We start from the raw sequence: 24,053 nt of genomic DNA on the forward strand, positions 1-24,053 counted from the left end.
AGCACTCCGGCCGGTCCTCGTTCAGCACTCCGGCCGGTCCTCGTTCAGCACTCCGGCCGGTCCTCGTTCGACTTTCGTTCAGTACCCCGGCCACGCCCCGACAGGGACCGGCGCGCGTCGCGCCCTGCGTCCCGTCACGTATCCGCCGATCCCCAGGCCGATGCCCGCCAGCAGGCTCACGGCGCCGCCCGCCCCGGTCGCGAGCAGGAGCACCGGCACGGCATCACAGCCCTCGCACACCCGGCCGCGCACATCGCCGGCGGCGACCGTGCCGCTCTGCCCGTCGTCCAGGAAGAAGCGCGAGTCGTTCGCGTTGCCCCGGTGGTCCCCGAGCAGGAACAGCCGCCCCTCGGGCACCCGCACGTCATACGGCTCGCTGCCCGCGGCGGGCTCGCCGTCCTCCACGTACGGCTCGTCGAGCGCCTGCCCGTTCACGCTGACGCGTCCGCCGTCGCAGCAGGACACCTCGTCACCGCCGACGCCGACCACGCGCTGCAGCGTGGGCCCGCCGTAGGGACGCCCCGGCACGTCGACGAGCACGACATCGCCCGTACGTATCTCATCGGCCCCGACGCGCTCGACGACCAGCTGCTCGCCCTGCATGTACGTGGGCCGCATCGCGTCGCTCATGACGGTGACGCCCCCGAACCGGGCGTACACGAACCCGAAACCCGCGGCCAGAACGACCCCGAGCGGCACCAGCACCCCCGCGGCGATCCGCAGCCCTCTCCCCGCTTCTCGCATGCGCCTCTCCCTTGATCACCTCGAGGCCATGGGCCCTTGATCCCGCCCGGCCTCCGGGCAGGGCCGGGCGAGGGTAGACCACGGGAGGACCCCCTCGCACCTGCGCGGACATCCGGCCCGTACCGGACCAAGGGGGCCTCGGCGACCAAGGGCGTGACGCGGGTGATCCCGCGCCGGTACAGGCGTGAGTGAACCCGCGCCGGTACAGGGCGGCGCGGATTCACTCACGTCACGACGAGGGCACCTCCTGCTCTCAGCCCGCGTACGTCTCGTACTCGGCGATCTGCGGCGCCCCCGAGGCCCCGGTGATCTCGAAGGTGATCTTGCTGAGGGTGGCCGCCGGGAAGGTGATGACGCCCGCGCCGCTGCCGGAGGCCAGCACGGCACCCGTGTCGCCGTTCAGGACGCGGTACGCGCCGATGCGCCCGGTGGCACCGGCCGCCTCCCGGATGTTGATCTTCGAGACGGTGATGGCGGAGCCCCACTTGACCGAGACGGACCCCGTGGTGCCGGCCGGTGACCAGTACGTGGCCATGTTGCCGTCCCGCACGTTGCCGTAGCTGGTGCCGTCGGCCTTGCTGGAACCGTCGGACCCGGCGCCGATGCTGAGGTTGGTCCCGCTCGGCGGTGGCGTGGTGGGGGCTGGGCTGGTGGGACCGGGCGTGGTCGGGTTCGGCGTCGTCGGGGCCGGAGTGGTCGGGTCGGGCGACTGCGGCGTGCAGTTGCCGTCCGAGACCTGAAGTCCCTTGCCCGCACCGGCGGTACGGCTCACCACATCCGGCACGCAGGAGGCGGAGTCCAGGGTGTAGGCGTACGGCACGCTGATGGTGGTGGTGGACTTCGGATCGGGACCGGCCGGCCTGTAGTCGGAAGTCGGGCTGGACCAGGTCACGTTGTCGAAGGTGTTGCCGCCGACCTGCCAATACCCGGTCGTGGTCGTGTAGAAGGTGCCGAGGACGTCCTTGGAATCCTCGAAGTAGTTGTTGTCGACCTTCGCCTTGCCGCCGGCGCGGGAGTTGATGCCGGACTCGTTGATGCCCGCGTAGTGGTTGTTGTAGATGTGCGCCGTCGCGCCGCGGAGCAGGGGGACGCGGGAGTCGAGGTTCTCGTACCGGTTGTGGTGGTACGTGAGGTAGTTGTTGGAGACCTCGGTCTCGCTGGAGCCGACCAGGCCGCCGCGGCCCGAGTTGCGCAGGAGGCTGTACGACAGGGTCACGTACTGGGTGTTGTCCTTCATGTCGAACAGCCCGTCGTAGCCCTCGGATTCACCGCCCGAGGCCTCCAGGGTGACGTGGTCCACCCAGACGTTGCGGACGTTGCTCTCCATGCCGATCGCGTCACCGCCGTTGGACGTCGGCGAACCCGACTTCTTGACGTTCTTGACGGTCACGTTCTGCACGATGATGTTCTTCGATTCACGGATGTGGATGCCGACTTGATCGAAGACGGCACCGCTGCCCACGCCGATAATCGTGACGTTGCTGATCTGCTTGAGCTCGATGACACCGTCGGCGGTGTTGCAGCTCTCGCCCGAGACCTTCGCCGTGTTGGCGTGGTTGATGGTCCCCTCGACCAGGATCGTGATCGGCGTGGCACTGTCGGCCCGGTTGCACAGGGCCGCGTGGATCTGGGTCCCGGTGGTGGCGCGCACGGTCGCACCTCCCGCGCCGCCGGTGGTCCCGCCGTTCTGGCTCGCGAAGCCGGTGACGCCGCCGACCGCGGCCGACGCCTGCGGCATCGCCACCACGACCCCGGCCGCGGCCACCGCGGCGACGGCCAACGCCCCTACGGCTCCACGAGCCCGGCGTGCTCTTGCTCGTCCCATCGTCGTCCCCAATTCGTCGTCGAATGCTGGGTGTTACGGCTCCCAGGCGCAGGAGAAAGCGCTTACCACCCGGCAAGCTAGGGGCGCGTCGGGTACACGTCAATGGTCGTGCAGCTGAATGGTGTTCTGATATCTGAACGAACGGCGGGGATGAACCAGGCAGGGCGGGAGGGATGGGGTAGCTCGACGGAGAGGCGACCGCGGCGCGACAGGGGGGTCGGCACAACAGGGGCCTGCGCGGTCGGGAGGAGCCGGCGCGGCAGCGAGAGAAGGTGCCCGGAACCGGACTTGAACCGGTACGCCCCCGAGGGGCAGCGAGGTTTAAGCCAGCTGGAACATGATCCCGTTCGATTCGCTGGGGTTCGCGGGCTGGGGCGTCCTGCAACGGCGTTCGAATACGGCTGATCGCGTACGACGGTGAACTGCAACCATGGGTGCAACTGAGCGGGGCTACCTGGAATCCTTTGAGGTCTGGCTCTCGCTCTACGACTGGCGGGGAGAGTCAAGGCCCCACGTCGAAGAGCGGAATGGTGGGAGGCGGCGGGTCAAGTACCGAGACAAGACGGCTGAGTGACATGCGCCAACGCCGCTCGACAGCTGGGTCCACCCAACTGTCACCCTCGGACGCGTCATCGAGTATGCGCCGGAGGGCTTCAGCGCCGAGTACGCGAAGGGTGGCAGGGAAGTCCGGCAGGGGCTTCTCCGGCTCGTGAACCGAGTCGAGAGGTTCGGCGCCGGGGCATTGTGCTGCGATCAGCGCTGCAGCGGCTACTGCTTCTTGCGCTTCCTGCAGATAGCCGGTGGCGTCGGCGGTGCGAACAAGGACGTTGCGGATCAGGTTCAATCGCCCCTCGGGCTCTGCCTCGTCGAGCGCAATCGCGAAGTCCGCAGCGGTGTCGTTGTCGAACGGGCCGATATCCCAGGTGCCCATGGTGATCTCCTCGTGTTTCTGTGCGGGGATCATCGCACTGGCGGGAAGCACCATCTCGGGCGGCGAAGAACGAACAGGCCGTCGCTGATCGTCGGGGTCTCGCTCACAAGCAAGCAGATCTCACCGACGAGGTCTCACCGCTCACCCGTCAAAGTGCAACCAGCGAAATCCGTGGTCGATGAGAGGCGTCAAGGTCGCGCGGTGGAGAGCGCCGAAACCCACGACCGCTTCATCGTCGTCCATGCTGGCTGCCATGAGCAGTCCCGGGGCGACGAAGAACTTCTCGGCCGTGTAGGCCGGCAGAAACGGGCTCAAGGGCACCGGGCGCAGCATGCTCCACAAGGGGCCAAGTCGTGTTGTCGGCATAACGAAGGTCGACGCTTGGAACGGTGCCGAGTTCAAGGCTTCGTAGAGGGTGAACTGGAGAAGGAACCGGCTGAGCGGTTCCTCCTCCAGGACCACCTCCGGCCCGAAGTGAGGGTCCTCTGTGAGCCACACCTCGGGATCAGCCGCCCGCGGCGCATCCGCGGCCCACGGAATGGACCAGTCCCTGCAGCCCTGATTCTCCACAGCGAAAACCAACCGGTCACCGCTTGGTCCGTGCTTGCGTTCGGGCTGCTCAGGTACCCAATCGGGGAACCTATGGAGAGCTGGACGCAAGCGGCCCAGGCGGTAGAAGGCGGCCAGCGCTTCTGGCAGTTGGCCTATTTCGCCCGCCGCGTCCCCCTCCTTGGCCGACGCCGGCTCCTCGGCCGGAAACCAACCCAGGACAAACGACTCCAGAGCCCGAATCGGATCCGAGTCCACGAGATCCACCCAGTCGACATCCGGCACCGGCCCCCGAGCGGGGACGGGACGGACCACGTTCAGTAGCTCGCGGGACAGCGGCTGAAGGAGCTCCAAACTTGCGTAGTCGAACGGATCCGTCTGCCCCCTGCACCGGGCGACACCCAAGGGGAGGCAGCCACGCTCCACGCGCGCGAAGACGTGGATGGGCAGTGGGGCCCAGAAGTCGAAACGTGAACAGAGCGCTGGATCGGCACTTCCGCTGAGCAACACCCTCTTGGAGTCCTGCACGCCACTGACTTCCGGATGGTCCCCGGACTCCACGATGACGACGGTTGCCTCCGGCCCAGCCCCGATGAGCGCTGATCCCATCCCGTATCGATGGAACCCAGTCCCGGCAACGGCCAAGGCCTCGGTCTCCGCGATCACGGACGGCAACATCTGCGTCATGTGATCACCCTATGCAGGGCTTCGAACGGGCCGTACGGAAGGTGCCCCAATGAGGCCTCGGACCCGGAATCGCAACCAGAACTGCAACCAGCGGGGTGCAGGAGGGCCATGATCAGGACCAGCGATCGCGGCCACTGCGCCAAACCCGCACCCTGCGAAGGTGCCCGGAACCGGACTTGAACCGGTACGCCCCCGAGGGGCAGCGAGGTTTAAGCTCGCCGTGTCTGCATTCCACCATCCGGGCAGGCCGCGGGAACGCCTGAAGCGGAGTCCGAGCCTATCCGGACACATCCCCCGAACAGCGCAACGACAGACCGATGTTGTCTTATTTTATTGACGACTGACGGAGCGTCAGATGTGACGGATGGTCGAGTGCGCATGGTGTGTGCGGTCCGCGCTCACTCCCCAGGCGCACCCCGGCGCGCACAGGATTGACGGAAACCAGACCCCCGCACGGACGGAATCCGGTCCCCGCCCGGACGGAATCCGGCCCCCACCCGCACGGAACCCGGCCCCCGCCCAAGCGGACCGCCCCCTTCCCCACCCCCGTACGGAAAACATCCCCACCCCGTACGGCAGGCCTCCCCACCCCGTACAGAAGGACGAGGCGTCTCAGGGATGACCGTCATACCTGGGGATGACCCAGGGCCCTGTCCGTCAGCCTGAAGAGGGCGGCGGGAACCAGAGCTGCGGCTGACTTCACGCGGGATTTACGCGGCGACGATGGGACGAGTCGGTCCGAGCCCCAGAAGTTCCGGTCCGAGTCCCAGAAGTCTCCGAGCCCGAGAAGTCCCGGAGGCTCGCCCCCGTCCCGACAGGAGTCCGCCCCCGTGACCACCTTCCCCCTCACCGGCCAGGCCACCGCCGTAGCCGCCCGGGCCACCGAGCTGTCCAAGGTCTACGGCCAGGGTGAGACCCAGGTGGTCGCCCTGGACCGCGTCAGCGTCGAGTTCCAGCAGGCGCAGCTCACCGCGATCATGGGCCCCTCCGGTTCCGGCAAGTCCACGCTGATGCACTGCGTCGCCGGGCTCGACTCCTTCAGCAGCGGCTCCGTACGCATCGGTGACACCGAGCTCGGGTCGCTCAAGGACAAGCAGCTCACCAAGCTGCGCCGCGACAAGATCGGGTTCATCTTCCAGGCCTTCAACCTGCTGCCCACCCTCACCGCGTACGAGAACATCACGCTCCCCATGGACATCGCGGGCCGCAAGCCCGACAAGCAGTGGGTGCAGCAGGTCATCGACATGGTGGGGCTGAGCGGCCGCCTGTCCCATCGGCCGTCCCAGCTCTCCGGCGGCCAGCAGCAGCGCGTCGCCGTGGCGCGGGCGCTCGCGTCCAAGCCGGACATCATCTTCGGTGACGAGCCCACCGGAAACCTGGACTCGCGTTCCGGCGCCGAGGTCCTCGGCTTTCTTCGCAACTCCGTGCGCGAGCTCGGCCAGACCGTCGTGATGGTGACCCACGACCCGGTGGCGGCCGCGTACGCCGACCGCGTCGTCTTCCTCGCCGACGGCCGCATCGTCGACGAGCTGTACGAGCCCAGTGCCGACTCGGTGCTCGACCGCATGAAGCGGTTCGACGCCAAGGGCCGCACCAGCTGACCGTCAAGCAGCCGACTCCGTACAGAGACAAGAGACTTCCCATGTTCCGTACTGCCTTGCGCAATGTGCTCGCGCACAAGGCCCGGTTGCTGATGACCGTGCTCGCCGTGATGCTCGGCGTGTCCTTCGTGTCCGGCACCCTGGTCTTCACCGACTCCGTCTCCCAGGCCATCAAGAACAACGCCTCGACGAACTACAAGGACGTCGACGTCGTCATCACGCCCAAGACGGGCCGTAACGACGAAGAGGGCAAGCCCGGCCAGGCCCCGAAGCTCACCCAGGACCTGCTCGACAAGGTCCAGGAGACGACGGGCGTGAAGTCGGCGACCGGCTCGATCTCCGGATACACCGCCGTCGCCGACAAGAAAGGCAAGCTCGTCGGTGACGGGTGGGCCTCCACCGGCACCAACTACCTGCCGGGCAAGGACGGCAAGGACGACCGCTACCCGATGACCTCGGGCCGCGCCCCCACGAACGCGAACGAGATCGCGCTCGACGCCAAGACCGCCGACCGCGCGGGCTACAAGGTCGGCGACACCGTCAGGCTCTCCGTCAACGGCCCCGTGATCACCCCGAAGATCGTGGGCATCTTCGACGCCGACGACAACGGCTCGGTCTCCGCCGGCGGCACCCTCGTCGCCTTCGACAACGCCACGGCCCAGAAGCAGTTCGCCGCCCCCGGCGAGTACGACCAGATCCAGGTGAGCGCGGCCCCCGGCACCAGCCAGGCCGAACTGCGCGACGCGCTGGCCGCGTCCGTGCCGAAGACGGCGGACCTGGACACCGCGGACCGGCTGATCGCCGACCAGGAGAAGACCATCGATGCCGAGACCTCCGGCATCAAGACCTTCATGCTGGTCTTCGCCGGGATCGCGCTCTTCGTCGGCATCTTCATCATCGCCAACACCTTCACCATGCTGGTCGCGCAGCGCTCCAAGGAGATCGCGCTGATGCGCGCGGTGGGTGCGAGCCGCAAGCAGATCACGCGTTCCGTCCTGGCCGAGGCCTTCTTCGTCGGCCTGGTCGCCGCCGTGATCGGTCTCGCGGCGGGCATCGGGATCGGCGTCGGGATGCGCTCGATCCTCGGCACCAACGTCGGTCTGCCCGACGGCCCGACCGTCATCGCCCCGGCCACGGTGGTCTCCGCGTTCGCCGTCGGCATCGTCGTCACGATGCTCTCGGCCTGGCTGCCCGGCCGCCGCGCCGCGAAGATCCCCCCAGTAGCCGCGATGAACGCGCTGCACGCCACGCCCACCACCAAGGGCCTGGTCGTCCGCAACACCATCGGTGCGGTCTTCAGCGGCCTCGGCATCGCCGCCGTCCTCTACGGACGCACGATGTCCGCATCCGACGCCAAGCTGCCCATGGGTCTGGGCGCCGCCCTGCTCGTCATCGGCATCTTCGTCCTCACCCCGCTCCTGTCCCGCCCGGTCATCGGCCTGGCCGCGCCGCTCCTGAAGGCCTTCGGCATCTCCGGCAAGCTGTCCCGGCAGAACGCGGTGCGCAACCCGCGCCGTACCGCCGCGACCGCCTCGGCCCTGATGATCGGCCTGACGCTGCTCACCGGCATCACGGTCATCGCCGGCACCCTGCAGAAGTCCATCGACAAGATGGCCACCGAGGCGCTGCGCAGCGACTACGTGGTGTCGATGTCCAACCAGTCGCCGCTGTCGCCCGAGGTCGAGAAGACCCTGGCGAAGACGGACGGCGTCACGGCGACGACCCCGCTGCGGATGTCGCCCGCCAAGGTCTTCACGACCGACGGCGGCTCCCGCGCCGACCAGCTGATCGGCGTCAACGGCAAGACCATCGAGGACCTGGTCAAGCTGGACTTCGCGGCCGGCGGCTGGAACCTGACCGGGGACAACACGGTCGTCGACAGCGACACGGCCAAGGCGTACGGCTGGAAGAACGGCCAGAGCGTCGACGTCACGTACGAGGACGGCAAGCGCGGCAAGCTGAACATCGTCGGTGTCTACGAGGGCAACGAGATGATCAAGGGCCTGATGGTCGACACCTCGGTCATCGCCCCGCACATGAAGACCCAGGCCGACTTCCAGGTCATGCTGAAGACCTCGGACGGGGTCTCGGAGGCCACGAAGGACAAGCTGGTCAAGGCACTCGGCGAGAACCCGGCCATCTCCGTCGACGACAAGGCCGATATCTCCAAGGAGATCGGCGGCATGTTCAGCATGATCCTCAACATGCTGTACGGGCTGCTCGCGATGGCCGTCCTGGTCGCGGTGATCGGCGTGATCAACACGCTGGCCATGTCGGTGTTCGAGCGCCGGCAGGAGATCGGCATGCTGCGGGCGATCGGCCTCGACCGCAAGGGCATCAAGCGGATGGTCCGCCTGGAGGCCATCGCGATCTCGGTGTTCGGCGGTGTGCTCGGCATCGGGCTCGGCCTGTTCTTCGGCTGGGCCACGGGTGAGCTGCTCAGGTCCGCGCTGACCACGTACACGCTGGTCGTCCCGTGGGGCCGGATGGGCATCTTCCTCGCCCTGGCCGGTGTGGTCGGCGTCCTCGCCGCCCTGTGGCCGGCGCGCCGCGCGGCCAAGCTGAACATGCTGGACGCGATCAAGGCGGAGTGACCACTCCTGCTGTACGCGGCCGAGGGCCCGGCTTCCCGTGGTGGGGAGTCGGGCCCTCGGCCTGTGTGCTCCGGTGGTGCGCGGCCGTGCCCTGGTGGTGCGCGGCCGGGGCTCAGGTGGCGCTCAGCCCGCCCAGACGCGTGGCCGCAGCGGCAGCCCCGACTCCCCCGACGGCGGGGTCCGTACGGCGAGCACCTGGTTCACGCCGATGCGGTTGCGCCGGAAGGCCAGCGCGCTCGCCGCCATGTACAGGCGCCAGACGCGGGCGCGGCCCGGGGACGAAAGCCGTACCGCCTCGGGCCAGTTCGCCTCCAGGTTCGCCACCCAGCGGCACAGGGTCAGGGCGTAGTGCTCACGGATCGACTCGACGTCGCGCACCTCGAAGCCGGCGCTCTCCAGCTGCGTGACCGTGCTGCCGACCGGGGACAGCTCGCCGTCGGGGAACACGTACGCGTCGATGAACTCGTCGATCCTGTACGCCGATTCGTCGTCCTGCGGGCGGCGGGCGATCTGGTGGTTGAGCAGCCGGCCGCCGGGCTTGAGCAGAGCGTGCAGATCGCGCGCGTACTCCAGATATCCGGCCGAACCCACGTGCTCGGCCATCCCGACCGACGAAATCGCGTCATACGGGCCGTCCCGTACGTCGCGGTAGTCCTGCACCCGGATCTCGATCTGATCGGCCAGGCCCTCGTCGGCGATGCGCTTGTTCGCGTACGAGGCCTGCTCGCGCGAGAGCGTGATGCCGACGACGCTCACGCCGTGCTCCCTGGCGGCGTGCAGGGCCATCGATCCCCAGCCGCAGCCGACGTCGAGCAGGCGCTGCCCCGGTCTCAGGTCGAGCTTGCGGCAGACCAGTTCGAGCTTGTCGCGCTGTGCGTCCTCAAGGGTGCCGTCCGGGGAGTCCCAGTAGGCGCACGAGTAGACCATGGACGGGCCGAGTACCAGCTCGTAGAAGTCGTTGCCGACGTCGTAGTGGTGGCTGATGGCCCGGCGGTCGCGGATCTTGGTGTGCAGGGCGCCGGTGCGGCGGCGTACCTCTTCGCGCGGTGGGGGCGGGGGCGGGAAGGGGCCCGCGAGGCGGACGAGTTCGCGTACGGCGGCACGGGTGTGCGGATCGCGCGGCGACGGGCCCGGCAGGTCGTCGCGCTCCCAGACGAGGCCGGCGATGGCGCCGAGCGCCGCGTACAGATCGCCCTCGACATCGATCTCACCGGCCACCCAGGCGCGGGCGAGGCCCAGTTCGCCGGGCTTGAAGAGGATGCGGCGCAGGGCGCGGCGGTGGCGGATCACGAGGGTGGGAGTGTTCGGGGGGCCGTACTCGCTGCCGTCCCAGGCACGCAGCCGTACGGGGAGTTCGGCCCCCAATAGCTGCCCGGCGAGTGTGGTCAGCCGCTGCGCGGCGTCCGGCATGGTGGATCACCTTCCCTGTCTCGGAACGGTTCCTCACTCACGTAAACACCACGGACGTCGATTTCAAGCCCGGGGGGCCTATTGGGGGCCATGGGTGGGCCTGCAGGTGGCCCGGCAGGTGGCCTGTCGGGGCCCGCGCGGCGCGACACTTCGCGCGGGTCGGGCCGCCGACTGCCTAGTCCCACCAGAACGACCAACGGGTGCGCCCCGGCAGGCTCCCCGCGTACTCGGGGAACGGTGTCGGTGGATCGTCGACGATGTTGTCGGCCGTCGAAAGGACATGCTCCAGGGCGAGCAGCCCGGCGTGCTCCGCGTCCTGCGGCGGACGCGCGACGGAGACATGCAGCTCAGTGCCGGTCAACGCGACGACCCGCGCCCCGAACCGGTCCTCCCAGCTGCGCAGGAGTGCGCACAGCAGGGGCAGCGGCGCGTCCGCCTGCCAGCCGAGCAGGGCGGGAACGTCAGCGCTGCGGCGGGCCGGAACGAGGACGAGCCGGCACTCCGCGAGCCCGTGCTCCCCCGCCTCGGCCATCCCGGCCACCACGCCGCACGCGGCGCTCTCCGGCGACTCGGAGACGCCCGCCGCCGACATCGCCGGGGCCAGTCCCGGCCACCGCTCGTAAGGCGGCCCCGGGTCGTGCGGCCACGGCTCGACGTCCTCGGGTACGGGCACAGGCGTCGGATCCGACCAGTACGGCAGCCGCTCGCGGCGGTACTCCGCGAAGTCCACCGCAAGCCGCGCCTCAAGCTCCAGGGCGTCGACGTGCTGGAGGCCGAGAGGCGCGCCCAGAACGTCGGGCCGGCACAGGAGCGGCACAAGGCCGTGGGTCCGCTGGGCCCTCAGCAGATACGGCCACTGCAGGGCGGCGTCCTCGGGAAACGCATCGGAGGTCCACACACCCGCCGGCCCCTGGGGAAGAAACCGGCCGGGAGGCAGCCTGTCGGGCAAGGGGAACGCCTTGGGCGGAAGCGACATGGATCGCACGGTAGACCGCACCACTGACAGCGCCCGGTGGCGGCAGAGCCCCCGGTTCCGGGAAGGGGCGAGGTGGGGGAAGGAGGCCCGCCGCAGGTGCATCCGGACCCGCGGGGCCACGCCCGCACCCCGCCGGGAGCGCACGCCGACCGGCGAAGGCAGCGCCGCCGCACCCGCAACGCGAGCCGACCGGCGCACGCAGCGCCGCCGCACCCGCCCGCAAACGCCGAAGGGACCGCCCGCACCACGGATGGCGGGCGGCCCCTTCGGGCGTGAGCTGGAGCTGCGTTACGTCAGGAGGCCTTGGCCTTCTCCGACGACGGGGCCGAGGCGGCAGCCGCGGCCGGCGGCCGGTCCGCGGAGGTCTGAGCCACCGGGGCGGGACGCGCCGCCTCGAAGAACTCCTCGCGCGGCGCCTCGAGAGCACCGAGCGAGACGACCTCGCGCTTGAGGAACATCGCGAGCGTCCAGTCCGCGAAGACGCGGATCTTGCGGTTGAACGTCGGCATCGCCATGCCGTGGTACGCGCGGTGCATGTACCAGGCGAGACGGCCCTTGAGCTTGATCTTCATCTTGCCCATCACGATCATCGCGACGCCCTTGTGGAGGCCGAGGCCCGCCACCGCACCCTTGTTGGCGTGCTTGTACTCCTTCTGCGGGAAGCCCCGCATACCGGAGATCACGTTGTCGCCGAGGACCTTCGCCTGGCGCAGCGCGTGCTGGGCGTTCGGCGGGCACCAGGCGCCCTCGCCGACGGCGAGGTCCGGCACCTGGGCGTTGTCGCCCGCGGCCCAGATGTAGTCGGTGCCCTGGACCTGGAGGGTCGTCTGGGTGTCGACGTGGCCGCGCGGGCCGAGCGGCAGACCGAAGCGCTGCAGCGCCGGGTTGGGCTTGACGCCCGCGGTCCACACGATGGTGTTGGAGTCGACCTCGAGGCCGTTCTTGAGCACCACGTGGCCGTCGACGCAGGAGTCCATGGACGTCGAGAGGTAGACCTCGATGCCGCGGCCTTCCAGGTGCTCCTTGCCGTACTGGCCGAGCTTGGGGCCGACCTCGGGAAGGATCTTGTCCGCGGCGTCCACGAGCACGAAGCGCATGTCTTCGCGCGAGACGTTGTTGTAGTACTTGGCCGCGTCGCGGGCCATGTCCTCGACCTCGCCGATCGTCTCGGCGCCGGCGAAGCCACCACCGACGAACACGAAGGTCAGCGCCTTGCGGCGGACCTCCTCGTCCTTGGTGGAGTCGGCCTTGTCGAGCTGCTCGAGGACGTGGTTGCGCAGGCCGATGGCCTCCTCGATGCCCTTCATGCCGATGCCCTGCTCGGCGAGGCCGGGGATCGGGAAGGTGCGGGAGATGGCTCCGAGCGCGATGACCAGGTAGTCGAAGGGCAGCTCGTACGCCTCGCCGACCAGCGGGGCGATGGAGGCGACCTTGCGGTCCTGGTCGATGTTCGTGACGCGACCGGTGAGCACCTCGGCCTTGGGCAGAACGCGTCGCAGCGGTACGACGACGTGCCTCGGCGAGATGCTGCCGGCAGCAGCTTCGGGGAGGAAGGGCTGATACGTCATGTACGAGCGCGGGTCGACGACCGTGACGGTCGCTTCCGCGTAACGCATCTTCTTGAGAATGCGTCGCGCTGCGTACAGGCCTACGTACCCGCCACCTACTACGAGGATCCTGGGACGCTCCGTGGTGCTCATGCCATCGAGTATCCACCCGGGTGGCGGGGGTCGCTCGTGCGCCCCTTCACAAGGTTCCCCAGCCCCTCTGCTACACTGCGCGGCCCGCGTGATGCAGCTCATGGCCACGCGAGGGAACCATGGTGTACGGGAGAACGTTGTTCACCCCTATTGAGCTGGGTTTCCCGGGGGTTGGCGGGGTGGACCACCGCCCTCGTTCACCGCACCGTCACCCGTGCGGAACGCACCGGAATCAAGGCGAACACCTTGATCATGTCCCCGATTCGGACTCCGGGGCCGACTTGTTCACCCAGGGGGCGCCATTTCCTTGTGAAGAACTTCACGAAGTTCCTGTGGACGACGGGCCGGAAGACCCCCTTCCGGCCCTTCGCCATCGATTCAAAGGCGGCTGCGGGGTCTGTCAGGACACCGTACTGAGCGACAACGCGAACCGGCCTTGGGAATCCGTCCACCAGTGGGTCAGCCTCATCCCGGCGGCGCGCACCTCCTCACGCACCCCGTCCTGCCGGAACTTCGCGGACACCTCGGTGCGCAGCTCCTCCCCCGCGGCGAAGTCCACGGCAAGGTCGAGCGCGGGCACCTTCACGGTCTGCTCCACGAGGGAGCGCAGCCGCATCTCGATCCACTCCTCCTTCTTGTCCCATACGGCGACGTGCTCGAAGGTCCCCGGGTCGAAGTCGGCGCCGAGCTCCCGGTTGAGGACGCTCAGGACGTTCTTGTTGAACCGCGCGGTCACCCCCGCCGCGTCGTCATACGCGGTCACGAGCACCCGCTCGTCCTTGACCAGGTCCGTGCCGAGCAGGAAGAAGTCGCCCGGCGACAGCATCGCCCGTACGGAGGCGAGGAACTCCCCGCGCTCGGCAGGGAGCAGATTGCCGATGGTGCCGCCGAGGAACGCGACGAGCCGGGGCCCCGGCGCCGCAGGCAGGGCGAGCGGTGCGGTGAAGTCGGCGACCAGGGCGTGGACCGCGAGGCGGGGGTGCTCGCGGCGCAGCGCCCGCGCGGCGCCCCGCAGCGCGCTCTCGCTCACGTCCACGGGGATGTAGGCCTCCAGGCCCTCGAACGCGTCGAGCAGATGCCGGGTCTTGTCGGACGATCCCGACCCCAGCTCGATCAGCGTCCGCGCCCCCGTCGCCGCCGCGATCCCGGACGCGCGGGAGAGGAGGATCTCCCGCTCGGCCCGGGTGGGGTAGTACTCGGGCAGCCGGGTGATCTCGTCGAAGAGCTCGCTGCCGCGCGCGTCGTAGAACCACTTGGGCGGCAGCGTCTTGGGCATCCGGGTCAGGCCGTGCAGGACGTCGGCCCGCAGCGCGTCCCGGCCTGCGCCCTCGCGAAGTGTGCGGGTCAGTTCGAACTCGGCCACGTGGACGGCTCCTTGAGCGGGGTCAGCAGGATGTCGGTCCGGTCCGCGGTGAGCAGGGTGCGGTCGGGCACCTCGGTCCAGAGCGGATCGTCGTCGTACGGTTCGGAGGCCACGACGGTGCGGCGCGGCATGGCGCTGTACGGCCGGGAGGCCACATCGACCTCGCCCGGGTCCGGATCGGCGAGGTACCAGAGCGTGTCGCCCCACGCGGTCGCCGTGATCGCCTCGCCGTCGGTGAGCAGGAAGTTGAGCCGCGCGCCGGGCGCCGCCCGCGCGACCTCCAGGACGGTGTCGCCGACCGCGCGCGCCGCGTCGTCGCCCGTACGGAGCCGGTGCAGGACGAGCGCCCACAGGAACGCCGAGTCACAGCGCGCCTGCAGGGAGAGGAGCTCCTCCGCCGGGACCGTACGCACCAGCGGCGCGAGGGAGTGCGGCCAGCCGGGCACCGCGCCGTTGTGGCTGAACAGCCATCGCCCGGCGGCGAACGGCGCCGCCGCGGCCTGGCCGTCGGCCCCGGCGACCGTCGCGTCCCGTACGGCCGCGAGCACCGCGCCCGAGCGCACCACCCGGGCCAGGTCCGCGTACGACTCGTCGCCCCAGATGGGTACGGCGTGGCGGTAGCGGGCGGGCACCGGGTCCCCGTCCGCGTACCAGCCCACCCCGAACCCGTCGGCGTTGACCGTGCCGTACCGCTGCCGGCGCGGCGCCCAGGACTGGCGGTACAGGCCGTGCGGCGGCGCGTTCAGGACCTCGCCGAGCGGCACCGGCGGCCCCAGGTAGGCCAGATGCCGGCACATCAGACCTCCTCGCCGTCGCGTGCCGTACGGAATCCGGCGAAGATCTGCCGCCGGACCGGATAGTCCCAGTTGCGGAAGGTGCCCCGGCACGCCACCGCGTCCACCGCGAAGGACCCGCCGCGCAGGACCTTGTGGTCGGGTCCGAAGAACACCTCGGAGTACTCGCGGTACGGATAGGCCACGAAGCCGGGGTAGGGCAGGAAGTCGCTCGCCGTCCACTCCCATACGTCGCCGATCAACTGCCGTACGCCGAGCGGTGACTGACCGCGCGGATAGCTGCCGGCCGGCGCGGGGCGCAGATGGCGCTGGCCCAGGTTCGCGTGCTCCGGCGTGGGGTCGGCGTCACCCCACGGATAGCGTCGGGACCGGCCCGTGGCCGGGTCGTGGCGGGCCGCCTTCTCCCACTCCTGCTCGGTCGGCAGCCGGCGCCCCGCCCAGCGGGCGTACGCGTCGGCCTCGTACCAGCTGACGTGCAGGACCGGCTCCTCGGGCGGCACCGCCTCGGTGACACCGAAGCGCCTGCGCAGCCACTGCCCCGCCTCGCACCGCCAGAACAGCGGCGCCCGCAGCCCGTGTTCGCGGACCATCGCCCAGCCCGCGGGCGCCCACCAGCGCGGGTCGTCGTAGCCGCCGTCGGCGATGAACCGCAGATACGCGGCGTTCGTCACGGGTGTCGTGTCGATGTGGAACGGCGGCACGTGGCGCGCATGCCCCGGGCGTTCGTTGTCCAGGGCCCATGGTTCCGCCGTCGTGCCCATGGTGAACGGCCCGCCGGGGACCAGGACTTCGGCGGGCCCGTCGAAAGGGGCCGCCAGGGGCTCGGGGGCGGGCGCCGTGAGCACGGGCGCGCCCTTGCGCAGCTGATGGGTGATCAGCATCGTCTCGTCGTGCTGCTGTTCGTGCTGCGCGATCATCCCGAAGACGAAGCCGGACCGGGTGAGGCGCGCGTCCCCGTCCGCCGCGAACGAGGCCTTCTCCAGTACGTCGAGGGCGCGGCCGCGCACCTCGGCCGCGTAGCCGCGCGCCTCGTCGGGCGGGAGCAGCGGCAGCCGGGGCCGCTCGGCGCGCGGATGCTCGAACGCGTCGTACAGCGGGTCGATCTCGGGCCGCATCGCCTCCTGTCCCGCGACCGCCCGCAGCAGCCACTGCTCCTCCTGGTTGCCGATGTGCGCCAGGTCCCAGACCAGCGGCGACATCAACGGCGAGTGCTGTGCGGTCAGTTCCGGCTCCTCGACACAGCCGGTCAGCAGGGCCGTCCGCCGCCGCGCGGTCTCCAGCGCGTCGAGCGCGCGGGCGCGCAGCGCTGCCGGGTCGGTGACGGCCGTCGTCTCGGTGCTTGTCTCGGTGCTTGTCTCGGAGCTCGTCTCGGCGCTCGTCTCGGCGCTCATGAGTGAACGTTCCTTCCGTACGAGGGCGGTACGCGAAGCAGGTCCTGTCGCCCGTCGAGCGCGTCGTCGGCCGGACATCGGCCCCGCAGGACATAGCGCTCGGTGAAGTCCGCGACCGCCTGCCGTATGCCGTCGTCCGCGCCCATCCGCGCCAGCGCGTCCAGGGCGAGGGTGAAGCAGACGGTCGCCGCCTCGCGCAGTTCCGGGTCGGTGAGGCCGAGCCGGGCCGCGTCCCGCCACAGCGGGTTGTGCGGCGCGGGGGCCGGGCCCGCGCGCTCGGCGAGCGGTTTGACGGTGCGGTACGCGGTCTCGGCGGCCGCCGGGTCGTCGAACAGCGCGGTCGTCACGGCCGCCGGCACCAGCCATCCGTCGTCGCCGGGCTGTGCGTCGATCATGCGGAGTTCGAGATGGCCGCGCGGCCGTACGGGCGGGAAGAGGGTGGTCAGGTGGTAGTCGAGGTCCGAGCGGGTGGGCGGACGCGGCAGTCCGCCACGGATCCACTCGCGGAAGGTGAGGCCGTGCGGCACGTGCCAGGGCCCGTCGTCGGCCCGCACGCACATCACCGGCGCGTCCAGGACGTGCCGCGCCCACGCCGTACGCGGCGAGGTGTCCAGCGGCGGCGCACCCGAGCGGCCCGCGTCGATGCGCTCCCACAGCCACTGGCGCGAGGAGCGCACCCCGGTCGAACGGCCGGAAAGGAGCGGCGAGTTGGCGAACGCGGCGACGAGAACGGCGCCGAGCAGATGGCTCATCACCCAGCGTCTGCCGTGGCCGAGCGGCCCCGGCTCCTCGTAACCGGCGTCGAGGCAGACCTGTACGGAGGCGGAGGAGCACATCATGGCGCGGCCTGCCGGTCCGGCGCGGTCGAGTGAGGTTTCCAGGGCGTCGTAACGCGGCTGGCGCAGGACGCGCCTCGGGGGCCGCCACGGATCGGTGCCGTGGCCGGCGAGGACGAGTCCGTGGCCTTGGAGTGTGGCGCGGACCGCTGTGAGGTCGGCCCGCATGGCCGAGACGCAGTCCGAGAGGGTGGCGGCGGGCGGCGAGCTGAGCTCCAGCTGTCCGCCGGGTTCCATGGTGAGCGCCGAGCCCAGGGGCAGGGCGCGCAGTGCGGCGCAGGCCGCGTCGAGTCGTGCGATGGGTAACGGGATCCATGGGCGGTGCGGATCGTGGACGATCCACTCCAGTTCCACACCCACCGTGCGCGGTGGGCCCGTCTTGAAGCAGATGCCCTTGACCAGGGCCTCCACCTCCGCCTCGGTGATCCCACCGAGCGTCGTACACTCCGGCTCACTCATGCCGGAAGCCTCCTGGTTCTCGGCCCGGTCCCTTCCGGGCGACCCGAACCACCCAAGACAATCCGGGCCGTTCGCACAAGAGGGCCCCGGGCCTGCGGCCGTCACCCGACCCCGGTGAGCAGGTGCTTCATCCGGTGGTGGGGTGACGGCCCGCGACCGTTCACGCTGCCGAAAGCGCGATCCCGTCGAGGATGTCGTGCTCCGACACCAGGAGCTCCCGGGCTCCGGTCCGCTCCATGATCGCGAGGACGATCAGGGCGCCCGCGCAGATCACGTCCACGCGGCCCGGATGCATGACCGGGATCGCCGCGCGCTCGTCGTGCGTCGCGGTGATCAGGCGCTGGGTGACCGACTTGACCTGGTGGTACGAGAGGACGGAGCGGTGGATCGCCGTGGAGTCGTACTCCGGCAGGTCGAGCGCGATCCCGGCGAGGGTCGTGACCGTGCCCGCCAGGCCGATGTACACGTCGGCCTCGGTGAGCGGGACCGTCTCGGCCGCCAGGTCGAGCGCCTTGTCGATGTCGGCGCGTACGGCGGCGGTCTGCTCGTCGGTGAGCGGGCCGCCGGTCAGCCCGTGCCGCTCGGTGAGCCGGACGCAGCCGATGTCGACGGAACGGGCCGCGTCCACGGTGGCCGGCCCGATGCTCTCGCTGCCGAGGACGAACTCCGTGGAGCCGCCGCCGACGTCGAAGACGAGGGTGCGCAGGGGGTGCGCGTCCCCGCGCTCGTACTGCGCGCTCGCCGCGCCCGCGAAGGAGAGCTGAGCCTCCTCGTCACCGCTGATCACCTCGGGCTCCACGCCGAGGATGTCCAGGACCCCTCGTACGAAGTCGTCGCGGTTGGAGGCGTCGCGCGAGGCCGAGGTCGCCACGAAGCGGACCTTCTCGGCGCCCAACTCCTTGATGACGGCGGCGTATTCACGGCAGGCGGCGAAGGTGCGCTCGAGGGCCTCGGGCGCGAGCATGCCCGTACGGTCGACGCCCTGGCCGAGGCGGACGATCGTCATGCGTCGGTCCAGGTCCACGAGCTCGCCCGTCTCGGGGCTGATGTCGGCGACCAGGAGGCGGATCGAGTTCGTACCGCAGTCGATGGCGGCGACGCGGGTCATTCAGCGGCCTCCGCGGCGTCGGCGGGGACGGCGTCCGTGGTCACGCACGCGCCCTTGCGCCACCACTCCGGCAGCATCGCGAGGGCCTCGTCGCCGAGCGGGTTCACGCCCGGGCCCGCCGCGAGCGAGTGGCCGACCAGGACGTGCAGGCACTTCACGCGGTCGGGCATGCCGCCCGCCGACGGGAAGCCCTGAAGGACCTCGATCTCGTCGCGGCGCTTGATGTAGTCCTCGTGCGCCGCGCGGTAGGCGGCCGCCAGCTCCGGGTCGGTCTTCAGGCGCTCGGTCATCTCCTTCATCACGCCGTTCGCCTCGAGCGTGCCGATGGCCGAGGAGGCCTTGGGGCACGTCAGGTAGTACAGCGTCGGGAAGGGCGTGCCGTCGGGCAGCCGCGGAGCGGTCTCGACGACGTCCGGCTGGCCGCAGGGGCAGCGGTGCGCGATGGCCCGAAGACCGCGCGGCGGGCGGCCGAGCTGCTGCTTGAAGGCCTCGACGTCGGCGTCGGTGGGCTCGGTGCGCGGGGTGGAGGGCGGCGGGGTTTCCATGCCTGTCTTTCCGGTCGTCGTACGGCAAGGTGCCTGCGTACAGGAAGGCGTACAAGAAGCTACGTACAAGAAGTACGGGAGAACCGGCCCGGGGGCCAATTCGAGCGCTTGGGACTCAGTCGCCCCGGCCCGCCCGGTCCATGGTGTCCACGCCGTCGAAGAGGTTCACGTACCAGGCGCGGTCCGCGGCGGCCTTCGACTGCGGGCGGCGCTCACGGGCGGCGGACGGGTCGACCACGGTGTAGCCCCTCTCCCCGGGGCGCACCATGTGCAGCCGCTCGCGGGCCTGGCGCTCGACATAGGCCGGGTCCTGCCAGCGGGCCTTCTCGTCGCGCAGCCGCTCGGTCTCGGCGCGCTCCTCCTCGAGGATCCGCTCCTGTTCGGCGATGTCGGCGCGCTGGGCGACGTACTGCCTTATGGGATAGGCGAGCGCCACGATCAGCGAGCAGACGACGAGCGCGAGCAGCGCCGCACGGCCGGTGAGCCGGGAGCGGCGGGCCTGGCGGCGGGACTGCGAGCGGTAGACGCGGGCGGCGGTCTGCTCGCCGAGCAGCCGGATCCGGGTGGTCGTCGAGAAGGCGGCGGACCGGTCCCGTTCCTTCGTCGCTCCCATGCCCTCGCCTCCCCGTATACACGCGTACGTCCCCGCACACGGTACGGGACCGGGTGCGGGGACGTGGCGACGACTGGCTAGTCAGGGCCGGTGATCAGCCCTGACGGAGCCGGTGCTCAGCCCTTGAAGCGCGGGAACGCGCTGCGGCCGGCGTACACCGCGGCGTCGTCGAGGATCTCCTCGATGCGCAGCAGCTGGTTGTACTTGGCGACGCGCTCGGAGCGGGCCGGGGCGCCGGTCTTGATCTGGCCGCAGTTGGTGGCGACGGCCAGGTCGGCGATGGTGACGTCCTCGGTCTCGCCGGAGCGGTGGGACATCATGCACTTGTAGCCGTTGGACTGCGCGAGCGAGACGGCCTCGAGGGTCTCGGTGAGCGAACCGATCTGGTTCACCTTGACCAGGAGGGCGTTCGCGGAGCCCTCCTCGATGCCGCGGGCCAGACGCTCCGGGTTGGTGACGAAGAAGTCGTCGCCGACGATCTGGACCTTGTCGCCCAGCTTGTCGGTGAGGACCTTCCAGCCGGCCCAGTCGTCCTCGAACAGCGGGTCCTCGATGGAGACCATCGGGTAGTTCGCGACGAGCTCTTCGTAGTACTCGGTCATCTCGGCGGCCGAGCGGGAGCTGCCCTCGAACTCGTACTTGCCGTCCTTGTAGAACTCGGAGGCGGCGACGTCGAGGGCGAGCGCGATCTGCTGGCCGGGGACGTAACCGGCCTGCTTGATGGCCTCGACGATGAGGTCGAGGGCCTCGCGGTTGGAGCCCAGGTTCGGGGCGAAGCCGCCCTCGTCGCCGAGGCCGGTGGCCAGGCCCTTGCTCTTCAGCACGGACTTCAGCGTGTGGTAGACCTCGGTGCCCCAGCGAAGGGCCTCGGAGAAGGACTCCGCGCCGATCGGGGCGATCATGAACTCCTGGATGTCGACGTTGGAGTCGGCGTGCGACCCACCGTTGAGGATGTTCATCATCGGAACGGGCAGCAGGTGCGCGTTGGGGCCGCCGAGGTAGCGGAACAGCGGAAGGTCGCTGGCCTCGGAGGCGGCGTGGGCGACGGCGAGCGAGACGCCGAGGATGGCGTTCGCGCCGAGCGAGCCCTTGTTGTCGGTGGCGTCCAGGTCGATCATGGCCTGGTCGATGAGGCGCTGCTCGGTGGCGTCGTAGCCGACGAGCTCCGGGCCGAGCTGCTCGATGACGGCCAGAACGGCCTTCTCGACACCCTTGCCCTGGTAGCGGTTGGCGTCTCCGTCACGGAGCTCAACAGCCTCGAACGCACCGGTGGAGGCACCGGACGGAACTGCAGCACGGCCGGTGCTGCCATCGTCGAGGCCAACCTCGACCTCGACCGTGGGGTTGCCTCGGGAGTCCAGGATTTCCCGGGCTACGACGACGTCGATGGACGGCACGAGCATCTCCTTCTGGGATGTGACGCTAGAAGTGCAGGTCTCTTTGGCCTTGCGACAAGAGCCTAACCGGACCTGAGGCATCGGCCAGCCGACCGCCCGTCCCCTGGGACGAAAAGAGGCCCGAAGGCCCGTAATACGGGGCAGAAGACCCTCGCCCCGGCCGCCTTTATTACCGGCAGGTACGGAACGATCCGGGCATGACGGACACGGCTTTGTTCGCCACGCGCACAAAATGGCCCGCGCGAAAGGCCCCGCACAAAAGGCCCCGCCCCGGAGCGCACGGGGGATGGCGCTCCGGGGCGGGAGTCTGTGGGGGGGAATACGCGTGGGCCGGCCCGCAGGGGTCGCCGGCGGGTCAGCTCAGGTGGAGCTGCTGGCCCGGGTAGATGAAGTCGGCGTCGTCGACGATGTCGTCGTTCAGCTTGAAGAGCTTCTCCCAGCCGCCCTTGACGTCGTGCGCCTCGGCGATCTTCGAGAGGGTGTCGCCGGACTTGACCTTGTACTCGCCGTCACCCTTCTCGACCTTCTTACCGGTCGGGGTCTCGACGGTGCGCTGCGAGCGGTCGGCCTTCGGCGCGGACTCGCGCTGCGGCGCGGACTCCTGCTTGGGGGCCTCCTGCTTGGGGGCCTCCTGCTGCGGAGCGCTCTGCTCCGCGCCGCCGCCGCTGTACGAGGCGCTGGACAGGCCCACGCCACAGCTCGGCCAGGCACCCTTGCCCTGGCCCGCGAGGACCTTCTCGCCGATGGCTATCTGCTGCTCCTTGGTGGCCTGGTCGGCGGTGGGCGCGTACGCCGTGCCGCCGTAGCCGGCCCAGGTGGAGGCCGAGAACTGCAGGCCGCCGTAGTAGCCGTTGCCCGTGTTGATCGACCAGTTGCCGCCCGACTCGCACTGCGCGACCGCATCCCACTCGGAGGACGTGGCGGCAGAGGCGGAGCCCGCGGTCATCAGCGGAGCGGCGATCGCGGTGCCGGCCACACCGGCCAGCGTGACGGCGCGGACGGCCTTCTCGCTCTTGGTCAGACGACGGTGCTTACCGGTGCCCTTGCCCGAAAACAGCATGGAGTTTCCCCTCACCGACGCCTGCGAGGTGAGCTGTCGGGTTCGGGTGCAGTGAGTACCCGGTGTCCGATATCTCCACGTATCTACGCTTCACGTATCCACGTTTCGCTATCGGGCACTTCACCCCAAGCCGGGTCGGCGGTCTCTCAACCGCCGCCCACGGCACAAACCTTGGGTCCCCCGCTCCTGCCTACGGCGCATGACGCGACGACTGTTCCCGTACGACCGCCGGCAGGATTCGGCGTGCGGTCGTCGGGGCCCGCCAGTGGCGAGCGGTCACGACCGTAAACAGGCAAACGCCGGAAAGACAAAGAGAATCGGGGGCTATGAGACCCATCTCTCACTTCCCCCGAAGCTCCTTTATTACGGACATTCGCGGCCTAACTGACCGTTGCCCGTGCGCCTGTTAGCGCGTCAGTTCTGCCCCAGGTCCAGGTCCTGACCAGGCAGGATGAAGTTCGGGTCGTCGCCGATGACCAGCCGGTTGCCGCCGTAAAGCGAGGACCAGCCGCCCTTGACGCCCTGTTCGTCCGCGATGCCCCAGAGGCTGTCGCCGGGCTGCACGGTGTACTCGCCGCCCGCGTCGCGCTCCGCGTCGTCCCGCGAGGCATGCCGGCCCGAGGAGCCGCGGTCGGTGTCGGCGGTGTCGTCCGCGGCACGGTCGCCGCGGTGGCGGCCGGAGGAGTCCTCGGGCGAAGTGGTGGAATCTTCGCCGGACTTGTCGGACTTGCCCTCGTCGCTCGCGGAATCACTGGCATCCGGAGTGGGCAGCTCATCCGGAATGCCCGAATCATCCGGAGTGGCCGAGGAGGAGCCGCCGAGATTCCAGTCACTCTCGCCGAACAGCGGCAGGTCGCCGAGACCCGGCGTGGCGGACGCGGACGGGTCCGGGGTCTGCGGGGCCGAGTCGGCGCCCTCCCAGTCCTCGGTCTTGTCCGTCTCCTTGGACGCGCCCTTGCGGTCCTTGGCGTCCGGCGTGGCGGTGCCCTTCTCCTGCGCGATGCCGGCGATCGGCGCGCACGTGGCCCACGCCTGGGTGCCCTGCGCCGCGACGACCTTCTCGGCCACGGCTATCTGCTCGCCGCGGCTGGCCAGATCGGCGGTGGGCGCATAGTCGAGCCCGCCGAACTGCTCCCATGTCGCCTGGTCGAACTGCAGCCCGCCGTAGTACCCGTTGCCGAAGTTCGCACTCCACACACCGCCGCTCTCGCACTCGGCGAGGCGGTCCCAGCTGCCGCCGTCGACCGCGCCCGCGCTCGTCGCACCGAGCAGCGGGAGAGCGAGTGCGGAGCCGGTCACGCCGGCTGCGACGACCAGGGCGGGAGCCTGGCGGGGGCGACGGTGACGACCGTTCCCGGAAAGCATGTGAACGCCTTTCGCGTGACTGCACTGCTGAGGGACCACCGAAAGCCGCGGAGCCGAAGCCCTGAGCCTCCTGTGGTAGCTGAGCTAAGCGGTGAACGTAGCCGC

At 70.0% G+C, this 24,053-nt stretch carries 19 protein-coding genes, 1 tRNA gene and 1 riboswitch; of the genes, 2 read left to right on the forward strand and 18 right to left on the reverse strand.

What is annotated here, in order from left to right; all coding sequences use genetic code 11:
* Positions 1-78 precede the first annotated feature (78 nt).
* The 5 genes from lepB to H9Y04_RS29780 all read right to left on the reverse strand — a co-directional run bounded on the left by lepB (position 79) and on the right by H9Y04_RS29780 (position 4,980).
* Complete coding sequence (gene lepB / locus H9Y04_RS29760; protein ID WP_187817186.1) at positions 79-744, reverse strand: signal peptidase I; 666 nt, start codon at positions 742-744, stop codon at positions 79-81.
* A 253-nt stretch (positions 745-997) separates the two neighbouring features.
* Positions 998-2,569, reverse strand: coding sequence for a pectate lyase family protein (locus H9Y04_RS29765; RefSeq protein ID WP_187817187.1), 1,572 nt, complete (start codon positions 2,567-2,569; stop codon positions 998-1,000).
* A 502-nt stretch (positions 2,570-3,071) separates the two neighbouring features.
* Positions 3,072-3,500, reverse strand: coding sequence for a DUF4259 domain-containing protein (locus H9Y04_RS29770; protein ID WP_187817188.1), 429 nt, complete (start codon positions 3,498-3,500; stop codon positions 3,072-3,074).
* A 141-nt stretch (positions 3,501-3,641) separates the two neighbouring features.
* Positions 3,642-4,736, reverse strand: a complete 1,095-nt coding sequence (locus H9Y04_RS29775; protein WP_187817189.1) for a hypothetical protein — start codon at positions 4,734-4,736, stop codon at positions 3,642-3,644.
* A 161-nt stretch (positions 4,737-4,897) separates the two neighbouring features.
* A tRNA-Leu gene (locus tag H9Y04_RS29780) sits at positions 4,898-4,980 on the reverse strand.
* Between the two features lie 586 nt (positions 4,981-5,566).
* Between H9Y04_RS29780 and H9Y04_RS29785 the strand changes: the two genes are divergently transcribed.
* Both H9Y04_RS29785 and H9Y04_RS29790 read left to right on the forward strand, forming a co-directional pair.
* Positions 5,567-6,337: an ABC transporter ATP-binding protein gene (locus tag H9Y04_RS29785; protein ID WP_187817190.1), complete on the forward strand. Its 771-nt coding sequence runs from the start codon at positions 5,567-5,569 to the stop codon at positions 6,335-6,337.
* 41 nt (positions 6,338-6,378) lie between these two features.
* Positions 6,379-8,931: an ABC transporter permease gene (locus H9Y04_RS29790; protein ID WP_187817191.1), complete on the forward strand. Its 2,553-nt coding sequence runs from the start codon at positions 6,379-6,381 to the stop codon at positions 8,929-8,931.
* Between the two features lie 123 nt (positions 8,932-9,054).
* On the opposite strand, the gene H9Y04_RS29795 is transcribed toward H9Y04_RS29790, so the two are convergent.
* The 13 genes from H9Y04_RS29795 to H9Y04_RS29855 all read right to left on the reverse strand — a co-directional run bounded on the left by H9Y04_RS29795 (position 9,055) and on the right by H9Y04_RS29855 (position 23,948).
* Entirely contained in the window at positions 9,055-10,341 is a 1,287-nt protein-coding gene (locus tag H9Y04_RS29795) for a class I SAM-dependent methyltransferase (RefSeq protein ID WP_187817192.1), read from the reverse strand.
* 175 nt (positions 10,342-10,516) lie between these two features.
* A complete protein-coding gene (locus H9Y04_RS29800) occupies positions 10,517-11,317 on the reverse strand; it encodes a DUF4253 domain-containing protein (protein ID WP_187817193.1) in 801 nt (266 codons plus the stop codon).
* A 293-nt stretch (positions 11,318-11,610) separates the two neighbouring features.
* Positions 11,611-13,017, reverse strand: a complete 1,407-nt coding sequence (locus H9Y04_RS29805) for an NAD(P)/FAD-dependent oxidoreductase (protein WP_187817194.1) — start codon at positions 13,015-13,017, stop codon at positions 11,611-11,613.
* Positions 13,018-13,417: 400 nt separating this feature from the next.
* On the reverse strand, positions 13,418-14,380 hold the full coding sequence (gene egtD / locus H9Y04_RS29810; RefSeq protein ID WP_187817195.1) for an L-histidine N(alpha)-methyltransferase: 963 nt from the start codon (positions 14,378-14,380) through the stop codon (positions 13,418-13,420).
* Positions 14,362-15,177 (reverse strand): ergothioneine biosynthesis protein EgtC, encoded by an 816-nt coding sequence (gene egtC, locus H9Y04_RS29815; protein ID WP_187817196.1) that lies wholly within the window; start codon positions 15,175-15,177, stop codon positions 14,362-14,364. Before egtC ends, egtD begins: the two co-directional genes overlap by 19 nt.
* Entirely contained in the window at positions 15,177-16,565 is a 1,389-nt protein-coding gene (gene egtB / locus H9Y04_RS29820; RefSeq protein WP_187817197.1) for an ergothioneine biosynthesis protein EgtB, read from the reverse strand. Before egtB ends, egtC begins: the two co-directional genes overlap by 1 nt.
* Positions 16,562-17,860, reverse strand: coding sequence for an ergothioneine biosynthesis glutamate--cysteine ligase EgtA (gene egtA / locus H9Y04_RS29825; RefSeq protein WP_187817198.1), 1,299 nt, complete (start codon positions 17,858-17,860; stop codon positions 16,562-16,564). The genes egtB and egtA overlap by 4 nt, the downstream gene beginning before the upstream one ends.
* Positions 17,861-18,020: 160 nt before the next feature.
* Positions 18,021-18,968: a Ppx/GppA phosphatase family protein gene (locus H9Y04_RS29830; protein ID WP_187817199.1), complete on the reverse strand. Its 948-nt coding sequence runs from the start codon at positions 18,966-18,968 to the stop codon at positions 18,021-18,023.
* Complete coding sequence (locus tag H9Y04_RS29835; RefSeq protein WP_187817200.1) at positions 18,965-19,513, reverse strand: DUF501 domain-containing protein; 549 nt, start codon at positions 19,511-19,513, stop codon at positions 18,965-18,967. The genes H9Y04_RS29830 and H9Y04_RS29835 overlap by 4 nt, the downstream gene beginning before the upstream one ends.
* Before the next feature lie 115 nt (positions 19,514-19,628).
* Positions 19,629-20,126 (reverse strand): FtsB family cell division protein, encoded by a 498-nt coding sequence (locus H9Y04_RS29840; protein WP_187817201.1) that lies wholly within the window; start codon positions 20,124-20,126, stop codon positions 19,629-19,631.
* A gap of 116 nt (positions 20,127-20,242) precedes the next feature.
* On the reverse strand, positions 20,243-21,529 hold the full coding sequence (gene eno, locus H9Y04_RS29845) for a phosphopyruvate hydratase (protein ID WP_187817202.1): 1,287 nt from the start codon (positions 21,527-21,529) through the stop codon (positions 20,243-20,245).
* Positions 21,530-21,878: 349 nt separating this feature from the next.
* Positions 21,879-22,583 (reverse strand): transglycosylase family protein, encoded by a 705-nt coding sequence (locus H9Y04_RS29850; protein WP_187817203.1) that lies wholly within the window; start codon positions 22,581-22,583, stop codon positions 21,879-21,881.
* A 3-nt stretch (positions 22,584-22,586) separates the two neighbouring features.
* Positions 22,587-22,791: riboswitch (cyclic di-AMP (ydaO/yuaA leader) on the reverse strand.
* Between the two features lie 206 nt (positions 22,792-22,997).
* Positions 22,998-23,948: a LysM peptidoglycan-binding domain-containing protein gene (locus H9Y04_RS29855; protein ID WP_187817204.1), complete on the reverse strand. Its 951-nt coding sequence runs from the start codon at positions 23,946-23,948 to the stop codon at positions 22,998-23,000.
* Positions 23,949-24,053: the final 105 nt, after the last annotated feature.

The sequence above is a fragment of the Streptomyces polyasparticus genome (genome assembly GCF_014493765.1).
GTDB classification, from domain to species: domain Bacteria; phylum Actinomycetota; class Actinomycetes; order Streptomycetales; family Streptomycetaceae; genus Streptomyces; species Streptomyces polyasparticus.